This window comes from Mycobacterium shimoidei (genome assembly GCF_900417275.1).
Classification (GTDB): domain Bacteria; phylum Actinomycetota; class Actinomycetes; order Mycobacteriales; family Mycobacteriaceae; genus Mycobacterium; species Mycobacterium shimoidei.
Map to the genome: position 1 here is coordinate 4,133,656 of NZ_UEGW01000001.1, position 18,338 is coordinate 4,151,993.

An 18,338-nucleotide genomic window follows, 5' to 3' on the forward strand; every position below is an offset into this window, starting at 1 on the left:
GCATGCGTGACATAGCCGGCGGCGAACACCTGCCCAACCTGCGACCGGACGGCAAACCGCTACACCCGTCGTGGCTGCCGCGTCAGCGTCGCGGCAAAACGCCGCAGATGATCGGCCGCTACCCCGACTATGACGTGCTGTCGACCGTCGACACCTGGGACGAGGCGACCAGGAAGGTTGTCTTGGCCCGGCTTGACAAGCCGGGCCCGCTGCGGTTCTTCGACTCCGCGGCCGAGCCGACGCTGCGCGCCTTCTGCGACACCGCGCTCGCCCAAGACGGTGAGCCGCGGATACCGGTGGCCGAGTTCGTCGACGCCAAGCTCGCCGACGGCAAGCTGGACGGCTACCAGTACGACGATATGCCCGACGACCGCGACACCTGGCGGCTGGTGCTGGCCGGGCTGGACGAAGCCGCGGCAGACACCGGCGCGGAGTCATTCGCTGCCGCGGACGCCAAGACCCGCGAATCCGTCGTCCAACGGTTTGCCGACGCGCAACTGTACGGCGGCAGCTGGGAGAAGTTGAACGTCTCGCGCGCCTGGTCGGTGGTGATGCGGATGGCGCTGAGTGGCTTTTACAGCCACCCCTGGGCATGGAACGAGATCGGGTTCGGCGGCCCGGCCTACCCACGCGGATTCATGCGACTCGGCGGGGTCGGAATCCGCGAGCCGTTCGAGATGCCCGGGGCCACTTCCGAAGACCCGGTCGAGACGGTCGAACAGGAAGATATCGATGGGTGACTTCTGGCGCGGCCTGCTCAAGGGGGCGGTCGGCCCCCCGGACAACGACTCACGATTTCTGCTCGACGTGCACTCGCGCGACCTGCCCGGCGAGGCCACCATGCGCCGCTATCACGACGACGAGGAGGTCGACCTGGTCATCGTCGGCGCCGGAGCGGGCGGCTCGGTGCTGGCGCAGCGGTTGGCCCGCGCCGGCTGGCGGATCGTGATCTTGGAAGCCGGCCCGTTCTGGCATCCCGACGAGGATTGGGTGTCCGACGAAGCCGGATCACACCAGCTGTATTGGACACAGAAGCGGATCATCGGCGGCTCGGATCCGATCGAATTGGGCAAGAACAACTCCGGCCGCGGCGTGGGCGGATCCATGGTGCACTACGCCGGCTACACACCGCGGTTTCATCCCAGCGACTTCGAGACATTCAGCCGGGACCGCGTGGGCGCCGACTGGCCGATCAGCTACGCCGACCTGCGGCCACACTACGAGCGCCTAGAGGCCGAGCTGCCGGTCGCCGGGCAGGACTGGCCGTGGGGCGATCCGCACCGCTATCCCCATGCGCCGCATCCTGTTTCGGGTGCAGCGATGAAGTTGTGGGAGGGCGCGCTCAACCTCGGCATCGAGATGCGGGTCGGGCCGGTCGGGATCGTCAACGGCACGTTCGGCAACCGGCCGCATTGCATCTACCGCGGCTACTGCCTGCAGGGCTGCAAGGTCAACGCCAAGGCCAGCCCGTACGTCACCCACCTGCCCGACGCGCTGGCCCACGGCGTCGAGATCCGGGCAAACTGCATGGCGGCCCGCGTCGAGCTCGATGAAACCGGAAATGCCAGCGGTGTCGCCTATTTCGCTGAGCAGGACAGCCAGGAGCGGTTCCAGCGCGCCAAAGTTGTTGCTGTGGCCGGGTATTCGATCGAAACACCAAGGTTGCTATTGAACTCGTCCAGTCCACGGTTCCCGAACGGACTGTGCAACAACGACGACCAGGTGGGCCGCTACGTCATGGTCCAGGGCGCGTCGCAGTCCGCCGGCCGCTGGCCCGAGGAGCTGCGGATGTACAAGGCGCCGCCCCCGGAGGTGTCCTCCGAGCAGTTCTACGAAACCGACCCCGACCGCGGGTTTGCACGCGGATTCTCCATCCAGACCGTCTCGCCGCTACCGATCGGATGGGCCGAACATGTCCTCGCCGAAGGGCATTGGGGCGCGGCCCTGCGCGAATACATGCGCGACTACAACCATTGGGCCACCATCGGTGTGCTCAACGAGCTGCTCCCCCACCCGGACAACCGAGTCACATTGGCTGAGGAGGCCGATCCGTACGGGATTCCCGTCGCTCACTTCGCATACTCGCTGTCGGACAACGACAAAGCCAACATGCAGTACTCCACCAAGGTGATCTCCAACATCCTGGCGGCGGCCGACGCGCAGGATATGCTGACCATCCAGCGCTTCGCGCACCTCATCGGCGGCGCCCGGATGGGCAGCGACCCCGAAACCAGTGTCGTGAACTCCGACCAGCGGAGCTGGGCGGTGCCCAACCTGTTTTTGGCCGATGGGTCGGTGTGCCCCACGCAGGGCAGCGCCAACCCCGCCTTGACCATCATGGCGCTGGCATCGCGGCTGGCCGAACGGATCGTCCGTGGCGACATCAAGGCGGATGTCGGGGGCCGGTTGGCCACTGCGTAACCTCATCGGTATGCCCGTACAGCAACCTGAAGTCAACTACGACGAGTTTCCCAGTCTGCGAATCGAATCCGGCGAGAACGGCGTCCTCGAGGTGGTTCTCGACGCGCCCGGGCTGAATGCGGTGGGGCCGCAGATGCACCGGGATCTCGCCGACATCTGGCCGGCCATCGACCGCGACCCGAACGTGCGAGCGGTGCTGGTCCGCGGCGAAGGCAAAGCCTTCTCCTCCGGCGGCAGCTTCGATTTGATCCAGGAGACCATGGGCGACTTCGTTGACCGGATGCGCATCATGCGTGAGGCCCGCGATCTGGTGCTCAACATGGTCAACTTCGACAAGCCGGTGGTCTCGGCGATCAACGGCGCAGCGGTGGGCGCGGGCCTGGTGGTGGCGCTGTTGGCCGACGTCTCGGTGGCCGGCCGCACCGCGAAGATCATCGACGGGCACACCAAGCTGGGGGTAGCCGCCGGCGACCACGCCGCGATCTGCTGGCCGCTGCTGGTCGGCATGGCCAAGGCAAAGTACTACCTACTCACCTGCGAACCGTTGTCCGGGGAGGAAGCCGAGCGAATCGGGCTGGTCTCCACCTGCGTTGACGACGAGGAGGTGCTGGGCACCGCCGCCCGCATCGCCGGTGACCTCGCGCAGGGCGCGCAGACCGCGATCCGGTTCACCAAACACAGCCTCAACCACTGGTACCGGATGTTCGCGCCGGCCTTCGAAACGGCTCTCGGCCTGGAGTTTCTCGGGTTCACCGGTCCCGATCCCAGAGAGGGTCTGGCCGCACACCGCGAGAAGCGACCAGCGCGGTTCTCCGCGGGGAGCTGAGCAGGCGGCGCGCCTGTTTCCCGGTGTCAGGGAATGGGTCTACCGTCAACTGACGTGACTTCAGCGGAACCGGCGCCCTTCCGCGAGGCAGTGGCGGCCATGAACGGCGCCAGCGTTCGGTCCGAGATCGAGCTGGGCCCGATCCGGCCGCCGCAACGTCTCGCGCCGTACAGCTATGCGCTCGGCGCGGAGGTCAAGCATCCCGACGTCGCGGAAATCCCGGAGCGCTCCGATGGTGACGCCTTCGGCCGGTTGATACTGCTGTACGACCCGGATGGCACCGACGCCTGGGACGGCACCATGCGGCTGGTCGCCTACATCCAGGCAGACCTCGACTCCAGCGAAGCCGTCGACCCCCTGCTGCCGGAGGTGGCGTGGAGCTGGCTGGTCGACGCGCTCGACGCGCGCGCCGACCATGTCACCGCGCTGGGCGGAACAGTCACCGCCACCACCTCGGTGCGTTACGGCGACATCTCCGGCCCGCCGCGCGCTCATCAATTGGAGCTGCGGGCATCCTGGACCGCGACGACTCCTAACATCGACACCCATGTTGAAGCGTTCTGTGAGGTGCTCGAACATGCCGCCGGGCTGCCGCCGGTGGGGGTGACCGACCTCGGGTCGCGATCCCGCGCCTGAGATGTCCGACGAGCCCGTTCAACCCGACAGCACGGAACCCGAGGCCAAAGAAGCCGACGTCACACCGTTGCTGCATCCCGCCGACGGTGTGCCGGAGCTCTCGACGACCCCGGACCAGATCGCCGGGGCCGCGGAGCAGCTGGCCGGCGGGCGCGGACCGTTCGCGGTTGACGCCGAGCGGGCGTCGGGGTTCCGCTACTCCAATCGCGCCTACCTGATCCAGATCCGGCGGACCGGTGCCGGCACGGTGCTCATCGACCCGGTGAGCCATGGCGGCGACCCGCTGACCGTGCTGCGACCCGTGGCCGAGGTGCTCACCGAGGACGAATGGATCCTGCACGCCGCCGACCAGGATCTGCCCTGCCTGGCTGACGTCGGCATGCGCCCGCCGCGTCTGTACGACACCGAGCTGGCCGGGCGCCTGGCCGGATTCGACCGGGTGAATCTGGCCGCGGAGGTGCAGCGGCTGCTGGGGCTGGGCTTGGTCAAGGGCCACGGCGCGGCGGACTGGTCCAAGCGGCCGCTGCCGGAAGCCTGGCTCAACTACGCGGCCCTGGACGTCGAAGTGCTCATCGATCTGCGCGAGGCCATCGCCGACGTGCTGGCCGATCAGCACAAAAGTTCCTGGGCGGCAGAGGAATTCGAATACTTACGGATAGCCGCCGCAGAGGCTCAGCCCACCCGGCGCGACCGCTGGCGACGCACGTCGGGCATTCACAAGGTGCGCACCCAACGCGGGTTGGTCGCGGTCCGGGAACTGTGGATGGTACGTGACCGCATAGCAAGGCGACGCGACATCGCGCCGGGCCGGATCTTGCCCGACTCGGCGATCATCGAGGCCGCCCTCGCCGACCCGGCAACCATCGACGACCTGCTCGCCCTGCCGGTATTCGGCGGGCGCAGGCAGCGCCGCAACGCAGCAGTCTGGTTCGCGGCCCTGGAGGCCGCCCGGCAGAGCCACGACCCGGTCGAGGAAATCGAACCACCGAACGGCCCGCCGCCGCCGGCGCGCTGGTCGCGGCGCAGACCCGAGGCCGCGGCCCGGCTGGAGGCGGCCCGCGCCGCGCTGGCGAAGGTCGCGGAGCGGGTGGCGGTGCCGGTGGAAAACCTGGTCTCTCCCGATTTGGTGCGACGGCTGTGCTGGGACTGGGAAGGTGGCGGCGTGCAGGCCGTCGACGAGTTTCTGCGTGCCGGCCAAGCCCGAAAATGGCAGCGGGAGCTAGTTGTTCCGGTCTTGGCCGCGGCGCTGGGCTAACGCGTCTGCTCGGCCTAGTCCAAGTGCTCGCGGATCTCGGCTTCGGTCACCGTATTACCCAGGGCTGCAACCCATCCGGTGATCTGGCGGGCCACGTCCTGCTCGGTCAGGCCCGCTTCGGCGAGCACCTCCCCGCGCGAGGCGTGGTCGAAGAACCGTTGCGGCAGCCCGACGTCGCGGCAGGGCACGTCGATCTCCGCGCGGCGCAGCGCTGACGACACCGCGGAGCCCACCCCGCCGGCGACGCCGTTGTCCTCCAGAGTGACGACCACCTTGTGTGCGGTGGCCAAGTCACGCACCGTATCCGAGACCGGCAGCACCCAGCGCGGGTCGATCACCGTCACCCCGATGCCCTGGTTGCGCAGCCGCTCGGCCACCGCCAGCGCCATCGACGCGAACGCCCCGACCGCCACCAGCAGCACGTCGTCGCCCAGCCCCTCGGCCGGCAGCGCGAGCACATCCACGCCGGAGCGCCGCTTGAGGGCCGGAATATCTTCACCCACATCGCCTTTCGGGAAGCGGATCGCGGTAGGGCCGTCGCTGACATCGAGTGCCTCACCGAGTTCCTCGCGCAGCCGGGTTGCGTCGCGGGGCGCGGCCACCCGGATGCCGGGGACAATGCCCAGCATCGACAGATCCCACATGCCGTTATGGCTGGCCCCGTCGGGCCCGGTGATCCCGGCCCGGTCGAGCACCATCGTGACCGGCAGCTTGTGCAGCGCCACATCCATCATGATCTGGTCGAACGCCCGGTTGAGGAACGTCGAATAGATGGCCACCACCGGGTGCAGCCCGCCCATCGCCAGCCCGGCCGCCGACGTCATCGCGTGCTGTTCGGCGATGCCGACGTCGAACAACCGATCCGGGAACCGCTGCCCAAAGGCCGTCAGCCCGGTGGGCCCGGGCATGGCTGCGGTAATCGCGACGACGTCGCGGCGCTTCTTCGCGTAGTCGATCAGCGCCTCGGAGAACGTCGCTGTCCAGCTCGGGCCCGCCACCTTGGTGGCCTGTCCGGTGACCGGGTCGATCACCCCGCAGGAATGCATCTGCTCGGCGTCGTCATCCTCCGCCGGGCCGTAGCCGTTGCCCTTGCGGGTGACGACGTGCACGAGCACCGGGCCGCCGAACCCGCGGGCACTGCGCAGCGCGGTCTCCACGGCGTGTTCATCGTGGCCGTCGACCGGACCGACGTATTTGAGCCCGAGGTCGGTGAACAGCAGCTGCGGCGCCAACGCATCCTTGACGCCGGCCTTGACGCTGTGCATGAAGTGGTAGACCAGCTCGCCGATCACCGGCATTCCGCGCACCGCGGTGCGGCCGCGCTCCAGCAGATGCTCATAGCTGGGCTGGAGCCGCAGCCTGGACAGGTGATCGGCGAAGCCACCGAACGTGGGGGCGTAGCTGCGGCCGTTGTCGTTCACGACGATGATCACCGGACGACGGGACGCCGCGATGTTGTTCAGCGCCTCCCAGCACATCCCACCGGTGAGCGCGCCGTCGCCGACCACCGCGACGACGTGGCGGTTGCGGTGCCCGGTCAGCTCAAACGCCTTGGCCAGCCCGTCGGCGTAGGACAGCGCCGCGCTGGCATGGCTGGACTCCACCCAATCGTGTTCGCTCTCAGAGCGCGACGGATATCCGGACAGCCCCCCGCGCTTGCGCAGGGTCTCGAAATCGACGGCGCGCCCGGTCAGCATTTTGTGCACATAGGCCTGGTGACCGGTGTCGAAGATGATCGGGTCATGCGGTGAGTCGAACACCCGGTGCAGCGCCAGCGTCAGCTCGACGACGCCCAGGTTCGGCCCCAGATGTCCCCCGGTGGCAGCGACCTTGTGAATCAAGAACTCGCGGATCTCCGCAGCCAGACCACGTAGGTCCCGCTGCGAAAGGTGCTGCAGATCGGCGGGCCCGCGGATCTGTTCAAGCATCCCGCCATCCTACGCAGCCTGCCAGCGGTGAACCACGTACCGATCGGCGGTTCTTGCTGGTATAGGTTTGGTCGCGGTGAGCCGGGAAGCCTGGTCGGCGTCGTTGTTCTGCGACCAGGGGTACGCCATGACATTTGCTACCGGCAGTTTGTGCCGACGTGACATCGCGACACGCCGGCCGAGGACGTCGCCGCAGACGGGATTGTGGTCACGACCCCGTCCGGCTGGCCCGACGGGGTCGTGGCTGCTGACCACGGCACTGACGCATTGATGTCGGCGACCTCCAGATCCGGCTGGCGCCGGTCGTGATCAGCGCCGACGTCGGGCCGGCCGAACCCAGGCAGTACAGCTGATGAGTGTTATCGCGATCGCCGTTTTCGTGGTCGCCTATGCGCTTATCGCCAGTGACCGTGTCAACAAGACCCGGGTGGCACTGGCGGGCGCTGCCATCGTATTGACCCTGCCGGTAATCCAAACCGATGACGCCTTCTACTCCCACACAACCGGAATCGATTGGGACGTCGTCTTTCTCCTGCTCGGCATGATGATCATCGTCAGTGTGCTCCGCCAAACCGGCGTCTTCGAATACGTCGCGATCTGGGCGACCAAACGCGCCGGTGGCTCTCCGCTGCGGATAATGATCCTGCTGGTCGTTGTGATGGCGTTGGGGTCGGCCTTGCTGGACAACGTCACAACGGTGCTGCTGATCGCCCCGGTCACCCTGCTGGTGTGCGACCGACTGGCGATCAACGCGGCGCCGCTTTTGATGGCCGAAGTGTTCGCTTCCAATATCGGTGGTGCGGCGACACTGGTCGGCGACCCACCCAACATCATCATCGCCAGCCGAGCGGGGCTGAGCTTCAACGACTTCCTCGTGCACATGGCACCCATCGTCCTGATTGTCATGATCGTCTTCGTCGCGTTGTTGCCGCTCTTGTTTCGTGGGTCTTTCTCCGTCGACGCCGGGCGGGTGGCCGACGTCATGTCATTGGACGAACGCGAGAGCATTCGCGATCGCGGGCTGCTGATCAAGTGCGGCATCGTCCTGCTCCTGGTGTTCACCTGCTTCGTCGCCCATCCGGTTCTGCATATACAGCCGTCTGTCGTCGCGTCACTGGGCGCCGGCGTACTGATCGTGATTTCGGGCTTGCAGCGATCGGACTACCTGTCCAGCGTTGAGTGGGACACGCTGCTGTTTTTCGCCGGCCTGTTCATCATGGTCGGTGCGTTGGTGAAAACAGGTGTCGTTGATGAGCTGGCAAGGGCTGCGACCGAAGCGACCGGCGGCAATGAGTCACTGACCGTAATGCTGATCCTCGGCATCTCCGCACCGGTGTCAGGCATTATCGACAACATCCCCTATGTCGCCACGATGGCGCCGATCGTCACCGAACTGGTCACGGCGATGCCGGGTCACATACACCCCGACACACTGTGGTGGGCGTTGGCACTGGGCGCCGACTTCGGCGGCAACCTGACTGCAGTCGGAGCCAGTGCCAACGTCGTCATGCTTGGCATCGCAAGGCGCGCAGGCCATCCCATCTCATTTTGGGAATTCACCCGCAAAGGCGCAGTAGTCACAGCGGTATCGATCGCGCTTTCGGCGGGTTATCTTTGGCTGCGCTACTTGGTCATGGGATGAATGATCGAGCAGCGTTGCTCACTTCGCTGCCGCGTGAAATTATTCAGCAAATTCCGAGGCCTCAAGTCAGTGAATTCCGCTGATTCGATACAGTGACACGCGGCGCTCCGGGAAGTCTGGTCGGAATTAAGTATGCATCTTTCAAGCGGTACGGTGGCGAAGCCTGACGTACCGCGCCGACCGGAAGGCCACGGTATGCAAACCGGTACCGCCATAGTCGCCGACCCCGTCGCCACAAAGGCGATTCACGTCGTGATCAACTCCGTCCGTCCGAAAGGCGCCCTGCCGGTTCCCGGAACGTTCTGTTCAAACCACTCGTCGTAAAACAATGCTGCCGCGCCTGATGATTCACAGTGCGCTCGAGACAAATGCCAATAGCCTCCAGAGCCGTTGTGGCGCAGCTTGGCTGCAAGATCAGCGCGCGACAAGTGGCCGAACGCTCGGCTCGGCATCTCGAAGGGGGGTGAGAGGCCCGCCGCAGCGCCCCATTCAGTAGTCGATTACGTGGGTTCATCAGATTGCCCTCGATTGGAGGGAGTTAGGAGAGAGCATTGTCTTTCGTAAGAGTGCAGCCGGAGGTGCTAGCGGCAGCCACCGACGACTTGCGGAGCATCGGCTCAGCACTGAGCGCCGCAAGCGCCGCCGCAGCCGGCCCGACGACAGGGGTGCAGCCCGCGGCTGCCGATGCCGTATCAGTCGTGACCGCAGCACGATTCGCGGCACATGCCCAGCGGTATCAGGCCCTCAGCGCGCAGGCCGCGGCAATTCGCGAACAATTCGCAGCCACCCTCGGGATCAGCGCTGGGTCGTATGCGAGCACTGAGGCAGCCAATGCTGCCGTGACCAGGTGAAGGGGAAGTGATGGAATTCGCGATGTTACCGCCGGAAGTCAACTCCGGGCTGATGTACGTCGGTCCAGGTTCCGGCCCGATGCTGGCCGCGGCGGCGGCTTGGGACGGGCTCGCCGCCGAATTGAACTCGGCAGCAGCCTCCTACGAATCCGTGATCACCAGACTGTCCGAAGGGTGGCTCGGGCCGGCATCGACGGCGATGGCGGCCGCAGCCGCGCCCCATGCGGAGTGGATGCACACCGCCGCCGCCCAAGCCGAACAGACAGCCACCCAGGCCAAAGCCGCCGTCGCCGCCTACGAAGCGGCGTTCGCGATGACGGTTCCCCCACCGGTGATCGCGGCCAATCGCGCCCAATTGGCGTCACTGGTGGCGACGAACTTCTTCGGTCAGAACACCGCCGCGATCGCGGCCACCGAGGCTCAGTACGGCGAAATGTGGGCTCAGGATGCCGCGGCGATGTATAGCTACGCTGGCAACTCTGCAGCGGCGTCGGCCTTGGCACCGTTCAACCCCCCGGACCAGGGCGCCGATCCGGCGGGGCTGGCGGCTCAGGCCGCGGCGGTCGGCCAAGCCACCGGTGCCTCGGCCACCCAAAACACGTCGACGGCGATGTCACAGCTCACCTCGGGCTTGCCCACGGCATTGGAAGGGGCGACGTCGCTGACCTCATCATCGTCTGCGGTTCCAACAGCTGCAGTCACGTCGTTGCCTGCCGCGCCGGCCCAAGCCATCGACCCCAGCCTTGCCCTTGGCCTGGCGGGCTTGGGTTTCAGTGCATTTGGTGCCTTAGCGGTGGACGGACTCGGAACCTTCGGTATCGATACGGCCGGCTCATTCGGCGTAGATGTCGCCGGCATCGGTGTTGCCCTGCAGGCCGCGCAGATTGAGACCGGTGGCGTGTACCCGGGATTCGAAGTGTTTCCGGGCTGGGGTACGTCGGTGTCTGCGGGTCTCGGCGAGGCGAGCACTGTGGGTCGGCTGTCGGTGCCGCCCGGCTGGGCTGCGGCCGCCCCGGCGTTCCACACCGCCGCGGTGACAACGCCAATCACCGGTGCCGGCGCCGCGGCTGAGGGCCTGGCGGCCAGCTCGGGGACCACGTTCAGCGAGATGGCGTTGGCGGGCATGGCTGGGCGCGCCCTGGCCGGCACAGTTGGCGGGCGGCGTCGCGACCAGCCCGGCACGCCGATGCGCCAGCGGGCCGGGGCGCCAGAACGGTCGCCGAGCGGCCCCATCACGAGCATCTCGGCCGAACTGCGCGAACTCGCCGACCTTCGGGACGCCGGAATCCTGACCGACGACGAGTTCACCGAGCAGAAACGACGCCTGCTCGGTCAGTGATGGCCGTCAGCGCGTCAGCAGCGCTATGCACTCGACGTGATGCGTCAGCGGGAACGAGTCGAACACCCGGATGTTTTCGACGACATAGCCGTGTCCTTGATACAGACCGATATCCCGCGCGAATGATGCCGCCTCACAACCAATGTGCATCACACGAGAAACTTCGGCGTCGGCCAGCATGTTGATGACGTCGCGACCGGCGCCCCCGCGCGGCGGGTCCAGGACCGCCACGTCGGCGCGGTCAGATTCGGCGGCCAGCGCGCGGCGCACCGAATCGTTGATCACGTACACCTGCGGGAGGTCGGACAATGCCGCTCGCGCAGCGCGCGACGCCGTCCGCGACGTATCGACCGTCACCACCCGTCCGGATTCCCCCACCGCCTTGGCCAAGGCCGCCGCGAACACCCCCGTACCGCCGTAGAGATCCCACGCGATCATGCCGTGGCCGGCCTGCGCGAACTCGCTGACAAGCGAGCTATAGCAGTCTGCCGCGTCGCGGTGAGCCTGCCAAAACGCGGTCACCGGCACCCGCCAGCTGCGCCGACCCGCCCGCTGCAGCGCCTGGTAGCTGCCCTCGATCACCTCCGTCGAGGTCCGTCGGCCCTGCCGCATGCTGCACACCACGTGCCGTTGCGCGTCGTCGTCGACGACGACATGCACATGCGCGCCCGGCGGCCAGTCCGTCTCGGCCAGACCGTCGGTCATCCCGGTGAGCAACTGGGCGCAGTTCAGTTCGGTGACCAATTCGTCGCTGTGGTAACGATGGAAGCCGACGCGACCGTCGTCACCCACACCGAGCCGAACCCGGGTACGCCAACCGGTCGGACCCGCCTCCGATAACGCCTCGGCGACGCCCGACCACTGGTAATTACCAAGGCGTGCAAGCTGATTGCCGACCACTTCGGCCTTGAGCGCACGCGCAGCCTCGGGCTGCGCAAACGCCAGGTCGCAACATCCCGAGCCGTCCGCGCCGGCGATCGGGCACAGTGAGTCGATTCGATCGTCTGACGCCTCGAGCACCTCGAGCGTCTCAGCGTGGCAGTAGGAACCACGATCCGCGGTGACGCGCACCCGTACGCGTTCGCCGGGCAGCGCATAGCGAACGAAAACAACCCGGCCGTCATGGCGGGCCACGCAGCTGCCCCCGTTGGCCGGCGCGCCGGTGGTCAGGGTGAGTTCGATCAATCGAAAATACCTCGCCGGGCATCCCCCGGAGCCAGATGAGGCTGCATTGGCTTCAGGCGCTCCGACGACGACAGCTGCCACGGGACCGAGGTCACCATGACGTTCGGCATGAACAGCAGCCGGCCCTTGAGCCGCAACGCGCTCTGGTTGTGCAGCAGCTGTTCCCACCAATGGCCCACGACATACTCCGGGATGAACACCGTCACCACGGTGCGCGGCGATTCCTTGTTGAGTCGCTTGACGTAGTCAAGTACCGGACGGGTGATCTCCCGGTACGGCGAGGCGATGACCTTGAGTGGCACAGTGATGTCACTGTCCTCCCATTTACGCACCAGCTCACGGGTTTCCGCGTCGTCGACGCTGACGGTGATGGCCTCCAACACATCGGGGCGGGTGGCGCGGGCGTAAGCCAGTGCCCGCAGTGTCGGCAGATGCAACTTCGAAACCAGTACCAGGGCGTGGTTGCGGCTGGGCAGCACCATTTCCTCACGTTCGGCTTCCTGCTCGCGCAGTTCACGCGAGACCGCGTCGTAGTGCCTGCGAATCGCCTTCATCAAGATGAACAGCGCCGCCATCGTCACCACCGCGATCCATGCCCCGGCGACAAACTTGGTCACCAACACGACGAGCAATACCGTGCCGGTGGACAGGAACCCTATGGTGTTGACGATCCGCGAACGGATCATCTTGCGCCGCGCCACCGGTTCGGTTTCGTTGTGCAGCAAGCGAGTCCAGTGCCTGACCATGCCGATCTGGCTTAGCGTGAACGAGATGAAAACCCCGACGATGTAGAGCTGAATCAGCGCGCTGACCTCGGCGCTGAACGAGATGATGGCCAACAGGGCTGCTACCGAAAGGAACACGATGCCATTGGAGAAAGCCAATCGATCGCCGCGGGTGTGCAGCTGGCGCGGCAGGTAGCTGTGCTGGGCGAGTACCGCGCCCAGTACCGGGAAGCCGTTGAACGCGGTATTGGCCGCCAGTGCCAGGATCAGCGCGGTCGCCGCGGTGACCAGCAAGAAGCCAATGTGAAAGCTGCCGAATACGGTCTGCGCCAACTGGGCGACCAGGGTTTTCTGAATGTAGTGCGGCGGTGCACCGGAAAGCTGCTTTGCGGGGTTCTCCGCTATCTGCACCCCGGTCTTGTTGGCCAGCAGGATGATGCCCATCAGCAGAGTGACCGAGATGGTTCCCAACATCAGCAGTGTGGTGGCGGCGTTGCGGGACTTGGGCTTACGAAACGCCGGCACCCCGTTGCTTATCGCCTCGACACCGGTCAGCGCCGCGCATCCGGACGAAAACGACCGGGCCACCAGAAATACCAGGGCGAAGCCCGCGATCTTGCCATGTTCGGCCTGCATTTCGAAACCCGCGGATTCGGCTTTCAGCTGGTCGCCGAGCATGAAGATCCGGAAGAACCCCCACCCCAGCATGGCGCCCATCCCGATGATGAAGGCATACGTCGGAATGGCAAATGCCACACCGGATTCGCGGACCCCACGCAGATTCATCGCCGTTACCAACAAGACGGCGATCACCGAGAACAACACTTTGTGTTCTGCCACGTACGGGATTGCCGAGCCGATGTTGGACATGGCGGACGCTGTCGAAACAGCGACGGTCAGAACGTAATCCACCATCAGCGCGCTGGCGACCGTCAAGCCCGCGTTGTCCCCGAGGTTGGTGGTGACCACCTCGAAGTCGCCGCCTCCGGAGGGGTAGGCATGCACGTTCTGCCGGTAGCTGGCCACCACCACGAGCATGACCGCGGCCACCGCCAGACCGATCCACGGCGTCAACGAGTACGCGGCCAGCCCAGCCATCGAAAGGATCAAAAACACTTGCTCGGGAGCGTAAGCGACCGACGACAGCGCGTCCGAGGCGAACACCGGCAACGCGATCCGCTTCGGCAGCAGAGTGTGACTCAGTCGGTCGCTGCGAAATGGCCGACCCAGCACCAACCGGCGCGCCGCAGTGGATAGTTTGGACACGAGAGCCAAGAGTAAGCCCACCGGCGGTTGCCGGTAGCGTTCCGTAGACCGGACATAGCACACAGAGATGAGGACCTCAGGTGCGGGTAGTGGTGATGGGGTGCGGCCGGGTGGGGTCGTCGGTGGCCGACGGCCTGTCCCGGATCGGCCATGACGTTGCGGTCATCGACCGCGACGGCACCGCCTTCAACCGGCTGAGCCCGGACTTCGCCGGCGAGCGGGTGCTCGGCGTCGGGTTCGACCGCGATGTGCTGCTGCGGGCGGGCATCGAAGAGGCCGACGCCTTCGCCGCGGTGTCCTCCGGCGACAACTCCAACATCATCTCGGCCCGGCTGGCCCGGGAGACCTTCGGCGTGCAGCGCGTGGTGGCCCGGATCTACGACGCCAAACGCGCCGCCGTTTATGAGCGGCTGGGCATCCCGACGATCGCCACCGTGCCGTGGACCACCGATCGTTTGCTCAACGCGCTCACCCGCGAGGCAGCCGATACCACCAAGTGGCGCGACCCGACCGGCACCGTCGCCGTCGTCGAAGTGGTGCTGCACGAGGACTGGGTGGGACACCGCGTCACCGAGCTGGAGGCCGCCACCGGCGCCCGGGTCGCGTTCATGATTCGGTTCGGCAGCGGGCTGCTGCCCGAGCCTAAGACGGTCATCCAGGCCGGCGATCAGGTCTATGTCGCCGCGATCGCCGGTCACGCCGCGGAGGCGAGCGCCATCGCCGCCATGCCACCCAGTGAGGATCTCGAGTCGTGACGCGCCGAGGGCGCAGCCGCCGGATTGAGGAGCGGACCCGATGAAAGTTGCGATCTCAGGGGCCGGCGCGGTCGGCCGGTCGATAGCCCGGGAACTGATCGAGAGCAACCACGAGGTCAGCCTGATCGAGCGCAACCCCGAACATCTCGACGTCGACGCCATACCGGCCGCGCACTGGCGGTTGGGCGACGCTTGCGAGCTGAGCCTGCTGGAGTCGATTCACCTCGAGGAGTTCGACGTCGTGGTCGCCGCCACCGGCGACGACAAAGCCAACGTGGTGTTGAGCCTGCTGGCCAAAACGGAGTTCGCTGTGCCCCGGGTGGTGGCGCGGGTCAACGATCCCCGCAACGAATGGTTGTTCACCGATGCCTGGGGTGTCGATGTGGCGGTGTCCACCCCGCGGATGCTGGCGTCCCTGGTCGAAGAGGCCGTCGCGGTCGGAGACCTGGTGCGGCTGATGGAATTTCGTAAGGGACAGGCCAACCTGGTTGAGATCACGCTGCCCGACGACACGCCTTGGGGCGGCAAGCCGGTGCGCAAACTTCAGTTGCCGCGGGACGCTGCGCTGGTGACGATTCTGCGCGGCGCGCGAGTGATCGTGCCGCAGGCCGACGAGCCACTCGAGGGTGGCGACGAGTTGCTCTTCGTCGCGGCTACCGAGGTGGAGGAGGAGTTGCGGGCGCTGCTGCTGCCGGCGCGCTGACGCCGTTACGCCCAGCGTGAATCGTTGGCGCCCAGTGTGAACGCAGAGCGGGATTTCGGGGGCGCCAGAAACCGCCCTGGATTCACACTGACAACCGTCATTTCACACTCGGCGCCGGAGCCGAACTCAACGCCCGTCGCGCGGCCCTGATCGCCAGATACGTCACGACGCCCGCGCACGCCGTCAGCGGCCAGCCCATCGCAATCCGGGCCACCGCCAGCCAGCCCGTCTGGTCGGCGTTGTAGAGCAGCCGCTGCACCACGAATCGAGCCGCGAAAACCAGCACCCAGGTCAGCGTGGCGATGTCGAAGACGTAAACGGCGCGGCGCTGTTCACGCCAGCTTCGGTCGTGTCCGCCGACCCAACTCCACAGGTAACCCACGACCGGCCGGCGGATCAGCACCGACACCGCGAACACCGCGGCCCACACCAACGACATCCAAATGCCAAGCAGGAAGTAGCCCTTGGACTGCCCCAGGGCATACGCGATCGCTGCGCAGATCGCGACGCCGACAAATCCAGACACTGCCGGCTGCGTGGACTGCCGGCGGATCAGCCGCCACAGGAGGACGAGCGCGGCCACTCCGAGCGCAGCGCCGACGGCCGGGCGCAAACCCGACACGCTGGAAACCCCCACGAAAGCCACCACCGGCAGCGAGGAATAGATCAGCCCGCTGACGCCGCCCAACTGGGCCATTACCTGGTCGACGGCGCTGCGGTCGGTGGCCGGTTTGCGACCGGTCACCGCTGAATTTCGTAGTGCGGGTTGTAAATCGCCTTCGTGCCGTTGTCCAGCTTGCCCAGCCGCCCGTGCACCCGCAGCGTGCGACCCGACTCGATTCCCGGGATTCGGCGCTGACCCAGCCACACCAACGCAACCGTGTCGGTGCCGTCGAACAACTCGGCGCGCACGCCGCCGGCACAGCCTTTGGCGTTGGTCTCCACGCTGCGCAGAGTGCCGACCATCGTCACCTCTTGGCCGCGCTCGCAGTCGATCGCGCGCTGCGCGCCAGTAGTGACCGCCTCCTCGGACAGCTTCTCGACGTCGCGCTGCTCAGGGTCCTCCGTCAACCGACGGGTCAGCCGGCGCAGATAACCTTCGGCCGTCGCCATCACCTCGTTCAAAACCCATTCGGTCTAGCCGATCCACAACATGCCAACGGACACCGTAGACCTGTTGGTTCCCATTCGCCACGAGATCGCCGGGGTGCCGGTCCAGTACCCACCGAAGCCGGGCAGTATCGACGCTGTGGCTGCGGATTTGCGCGGTGTGAAAACCGTCATACTGCCGGGTACCGGGTCCGACGACGACTACGCCGCGCGGGCATTCGCCGGCCCGTTGGCTGACAGCGGCGCGAGGGTGCTGACGCCGGCGCCGCGCCCAAACCGGCTCGTCGCGGGCTACCGCGCCGCTTTGGACGATGCCGCCCACGCAGGTCCGATCGCCGTCGGCGGCATATCGATCGGTGCCGCGGTCGCCGCCGCCTGGGCACTACAGCATCCGGACCGGACGCTGGCCGTACTCGCCGCGCTGCCTGCCTGGACGGGCGCACCGGACGGCGCTCCGGCCGCGCTTGCGGCGCGGCACTCCGCGGATCAGCTGCGCCGCCAGGGACTGGCGCGGACCACGGCACAAATGCGGGCGTCGAGCCCGCCCTGGCTGGGCGAGGAGTTGGCTCGCTCCTGGCGCGGGCAATGGCCGCAGCTACCCGACGCGATGGACGAAGCCGCTGGCTATATCGCGCCGAACCAAGCCGAGCTGGGGCGCCTGGCCGCACCGCTGGGGGTCGCCGCGGCGATCGACGATCCGATCCATCCGCTGGCGGTCGGGGTCGAATGGGTCAACGCTGCCCCCCGCGCTGCGTTGCGCACGCTGACGCTCGACGAGATTGGCGCCGAACCCGCCGCACTCGGTGCCGCCTGCCTGGCCGCGCTGGACGACCTGCTCTGAAGCGACTCTAGGGCCAAGCGCTAACCGCCTGTGGTGCTGCGTAACTGCTGCATCGCCGATCCGGAGGCGCCGCGGCGTTGGGCAGGTGCGGTTGCAGCTTGCCCTTGTTGGGCGGCCGCTTGTGCGGCCGCCTGTTGCAGCTGGGCCGCCATCGCCTCGGGCAGCCGCACCGGCAGCGGGGTCCGAACCGGCAGCGGCGTGTCGCCGCGGCGAACCACGGTGTCGGCCAAGGCCTCTCGGGCTTCCTCGGCCAGCGCGTCGATGGTTTCGCTTGAGCCGTTCACCACGCAGCGGATCATCCAGCGATACCCGTCGACCCCGATGAAACGCACCACGCCGGCTGCGGTTCCGACCACCTCCCGGCCCCACTTGCCGTCCTGGATGGTGACCTGGGCACCGTCTTTGCGCAGTGAGTCGGCGAGTTCGGCGGCCACCGCACGCCACAGCCCGCCGGTTTTGGGCGCGGCGTAGGCCGCGATGGTGAAGCGGCCGTTGGACGTGACGACCCATACCGCGCTCGGCACACCGGTGTCGGTGAGTTCGACCTGCAGCTGGGCCGCGGGCGGCATAGGCACCAGCACCGAACCGAGGTCCAGGCGGGCGACTTGAGCGGCCGCGGGATCGTCGAAATCCTCGATGTCGAACGGGCCTTCCAGGTCCTCGGACTGCGGCTCGACCGGCATATCCGAAGGCTGGTGTGCGTCTGCCGCGTCCGGCTGTACCGAAGTGGACTGGTCGGCCTTGGCTTTGCGTCTACCGAATGCCATTACTCGCCGCCCCTATCCCCCGCACGCGGGTGGTACGGCCACCTCATCGCGCTCTCCCTTTGCGTTGTCGGAAGCCCTTTGCGTTGTC

General features: G+C 66.8%; 17 protein-coding genes. 11 read left to right on the top strand and 6 right to left on the bottom strand.

Translation table 11 applies throughout. From position 1 onward, the window contains the following. Positions 1-2: 2 nt before the first annotated feature. The 5 genes from MSP7336_RS19925 to MSP7336_RS19945 are packed head-to-tail and all read left to right on the top strand — an operon-like array spanning position 3 to position 5,138. Positions 3-740: a gluconate 2-dehydrogenase subunit 3 family protein gene (locus MSP7336_RS19925; RefSeq protein ID WP_069396623.1), complete on the top strand. Its 738-nt coding sequence runs from the start codon at positions 3-5 to the stop codon at positions 738-740. Further along, positions 733-2,421, top strand: coding sequence for a GMC family oxidoreductase (locus MSP7336_RS19930; protein ID WP_113964410.1), 1,689 nt, complete (start codon positions 733-735; stop codon positions 2,419-2,421). Before MSP7336_RS19925 ends, MSP7336_RS19930 begins: the two co-directional genes overlap by 8 nt. Positions 2,422-2,431: 10 nt before the next feature. After that, positions 2,432-3,247: an enoyl-CoA hydratase/isomerase family protein gene (locus tag MSP7336_RS19935; protein WP_069396688.1), complete on the top strand. Its 816-nt coding sequence runs from the start codon at positions 2,432-2,434 to the stop codon at positions 3,245-3,247. A gap of 33 nt (positions 3,248-3,280) precedes the next feature. Next, positions 3,281-3,883 carry a DUF3000 domain-containing protein gene (locus MSP7336_RS19940; protein ID WP_113964411.1) on the top strand — a complete coding sequence of 201 codons (603 nt, stop codon included), beginning with the start codon at positions 3,281-3,283 and terminating at the stop codon, positions 3,881-3,883. A gap of 1 nt (position 3,884) precedes the next feature. Then, positions 3,885-5,138, top strand: coding sequence for an HRDC domain-containing protein (locus MSP7336_RS19945; protein WP_113964412.1), 1,254 nt, complete (start codon positions 3,885-3,887; stop codon positions 5,136-5,138). 14 nt (positions 5,139-5,152) lie between these two features. On the opposite strand, the gene dxs is transcribed toward MSP7336_RS19945, so the two are convergent. Beyond that, on the bottom strand, positions 5,153-7,066 hold the full coding sequence (gene dxs, locus MSP7336_RS19950) for a 1-deoxy-D-xylulose-5-phosphate synthase (RefSeq protein WP_113964413.1): 1,914 nt from the start codon (positions 7,064-7,066) through the stop codon (positions 5,153-5,155). Positions 7,067-7,418: 352 nt separating this feature from the next. Between dxs and MSP7336_RS19955 the strand changes: the two genes are divergently transcribed. The 3 genes from MSP7336_RS19955 (at position 7,419) to MSP7336_RS19965 (ending at position 10,898) form a co-directional block, all read left to right on the top strand. Next, positions 7,419-8,708, top strand: coding sequence for an ArsB/NhaD family transporter (locus MSP7336_RS19955; RefSeq protein ID WP_113964414.1), 1,290 nt, complete (start codon positions 7,419-7,421; stop codon positions 8,706-8,708). Positions 8,709-9,259: 551 nt separating this feature from the next. Beyond that, a complete protein-coding gene (locus MSP7336_RS19960) occupies positions 9,260-9,559 on the top strand; it encodes a PE family protein (protein WP_113964415.1) in 300 nt (99 codons plus the stop codon). A gap of 10 nt (positions 9,560-9,569) precedes the next feature. Next, positions 9,570-10,898: a PPE family protein, SVP subgroup gene (locus tag MSP7336_RS19965; RefSeq protein WP_113964416.1), complete on the top strand. Its 1,329-nt coding sequence runs from the start codon at positions 9,570-9,572 to the stop codon at positions 10,896-10,898. A gap of 6 nt (positions 10,899-10,904) precedes the next feature. On the opposite strand, the gene MSP7336_RS19970 is transcribed toward MSP7336_RS19965, so the two are convergent. Further along, positions 10,905-12,083: a class I SAM-dependent RNA methyltransferase gene (locus tag MSP7336_RS19970; RefSeq protein ID WP_113964417.1), complete on the bottom strand. Its 1,179-nt coding sequence runs from the start codon at positions 12,081-12,083 to the stop codon at positions 10,905-10,907. Continuing rightward, positions 12,080-14,074 (bottom strand): APC family permease, encoded by a 1,995-nt coding sequence (locus tag MSP7336_RS19975; RefSeq protein ID WP_113964418.1) that lies wholly within the window; start codon positions 14,072-14,074, stop codon positions 12,080-12,082. The genes MSP7336_RS19970 and MSP7336_RS19975 overlap by 4 nt, the downstream gene beginning before the upstream one ends. Before the next feature lie 80 nt (positions 14,075-14,154). Between MSP7336_RS19975 and MSP7336_RS19980 the strand changes: the two genes are divergently transcribed. Both MSP7336_RS19980 and MSP7336_RS19985 read left to right on the top strand, forming a co-directional pair. Then, a complete protein-coding gene (locus MSP7336_RS19980; protein ID WP_113964419.1) occupies positions 14,155-14,829 on the top strand; it encodes a potassium channel family protein in 675 nt (224 codons plus the stop codon). A gap of 40 nt (positions 14,830-14,869) precedes the next feature. Further along, positions 14,870-15,532 (top strand): potassium channel family protein, encoded by a 663-nt coding sequence (locus MSP7336_RS19985; protein WP_069396613.1) that lies wholly within the window; start codon positions 14,870-14,872, stop codon positions 15,530-15,532. 97 nt (positions 15,533-15,629) lie between these two features. On the opposite strand, the gene MSP7336_RS19990 is transcribed toward MSP7336_RS19985, so the two are convergent. Further along, a complete protein-coding gene (locus MSP7336_RS19990) occupies positions 15,630-16,229 on the bottom strand; it encodes a DUF3159 domain-containing protein (protein ID WP_069396686.1) in 600 nt (199 codons plus the stop codon). Between the two features lie 44 nt (positions 16,230-16,273). Continuing rightward, positions 16,274-16,645 (bottom strand): OB-fold nucleic acid binding domain-containing protein, encoded by a 372-nt coding sequence (locus tag MSP7336_RS19995; RefSeq protein WP_069396685.1) that lies wholly within the window; start codon positions 16,643-16,645, stop codon positions 16,274-16,276. Positions 16,646-16,781: 136 nt separating this feature from the next. On the opposite strand from MSP7336_RS19995, the gene MSP7336_RS20000 reads away from it, so the two are divergent. Then, positions 16,782-17,483 carry a hypothetical protein gene (locus tag MSP7336_RS20000; protein WP_069396684.1) on the top strand — a complete coding sequence of 234 codons (702 nt, stop codon included), beginning with the start codon at positions 16,782-16,784 and terminating at the stop codon, positions 17,481-17,483. A gap of 20 nt (positions 17,484-17,503) precedes the next feature. On the opposite strand, the gene MSP7336_RS20005 is transcribed toward MSP7336_RS20000, so the two are convergent. Continuing rightward, on the bottom strand, positions 17,504-18,250 hold the full coding sequence (locus MSP7336_RS20005) for a DUF3710 domain-containing protein (RefSeq protein WP_069396612.1): 747 nt from the start codon (positions 18,248-18,250) through the stop codon (positions 17,504-17,506). Positions 18,251-18,338: the final 88 nt, after the last annotated feature.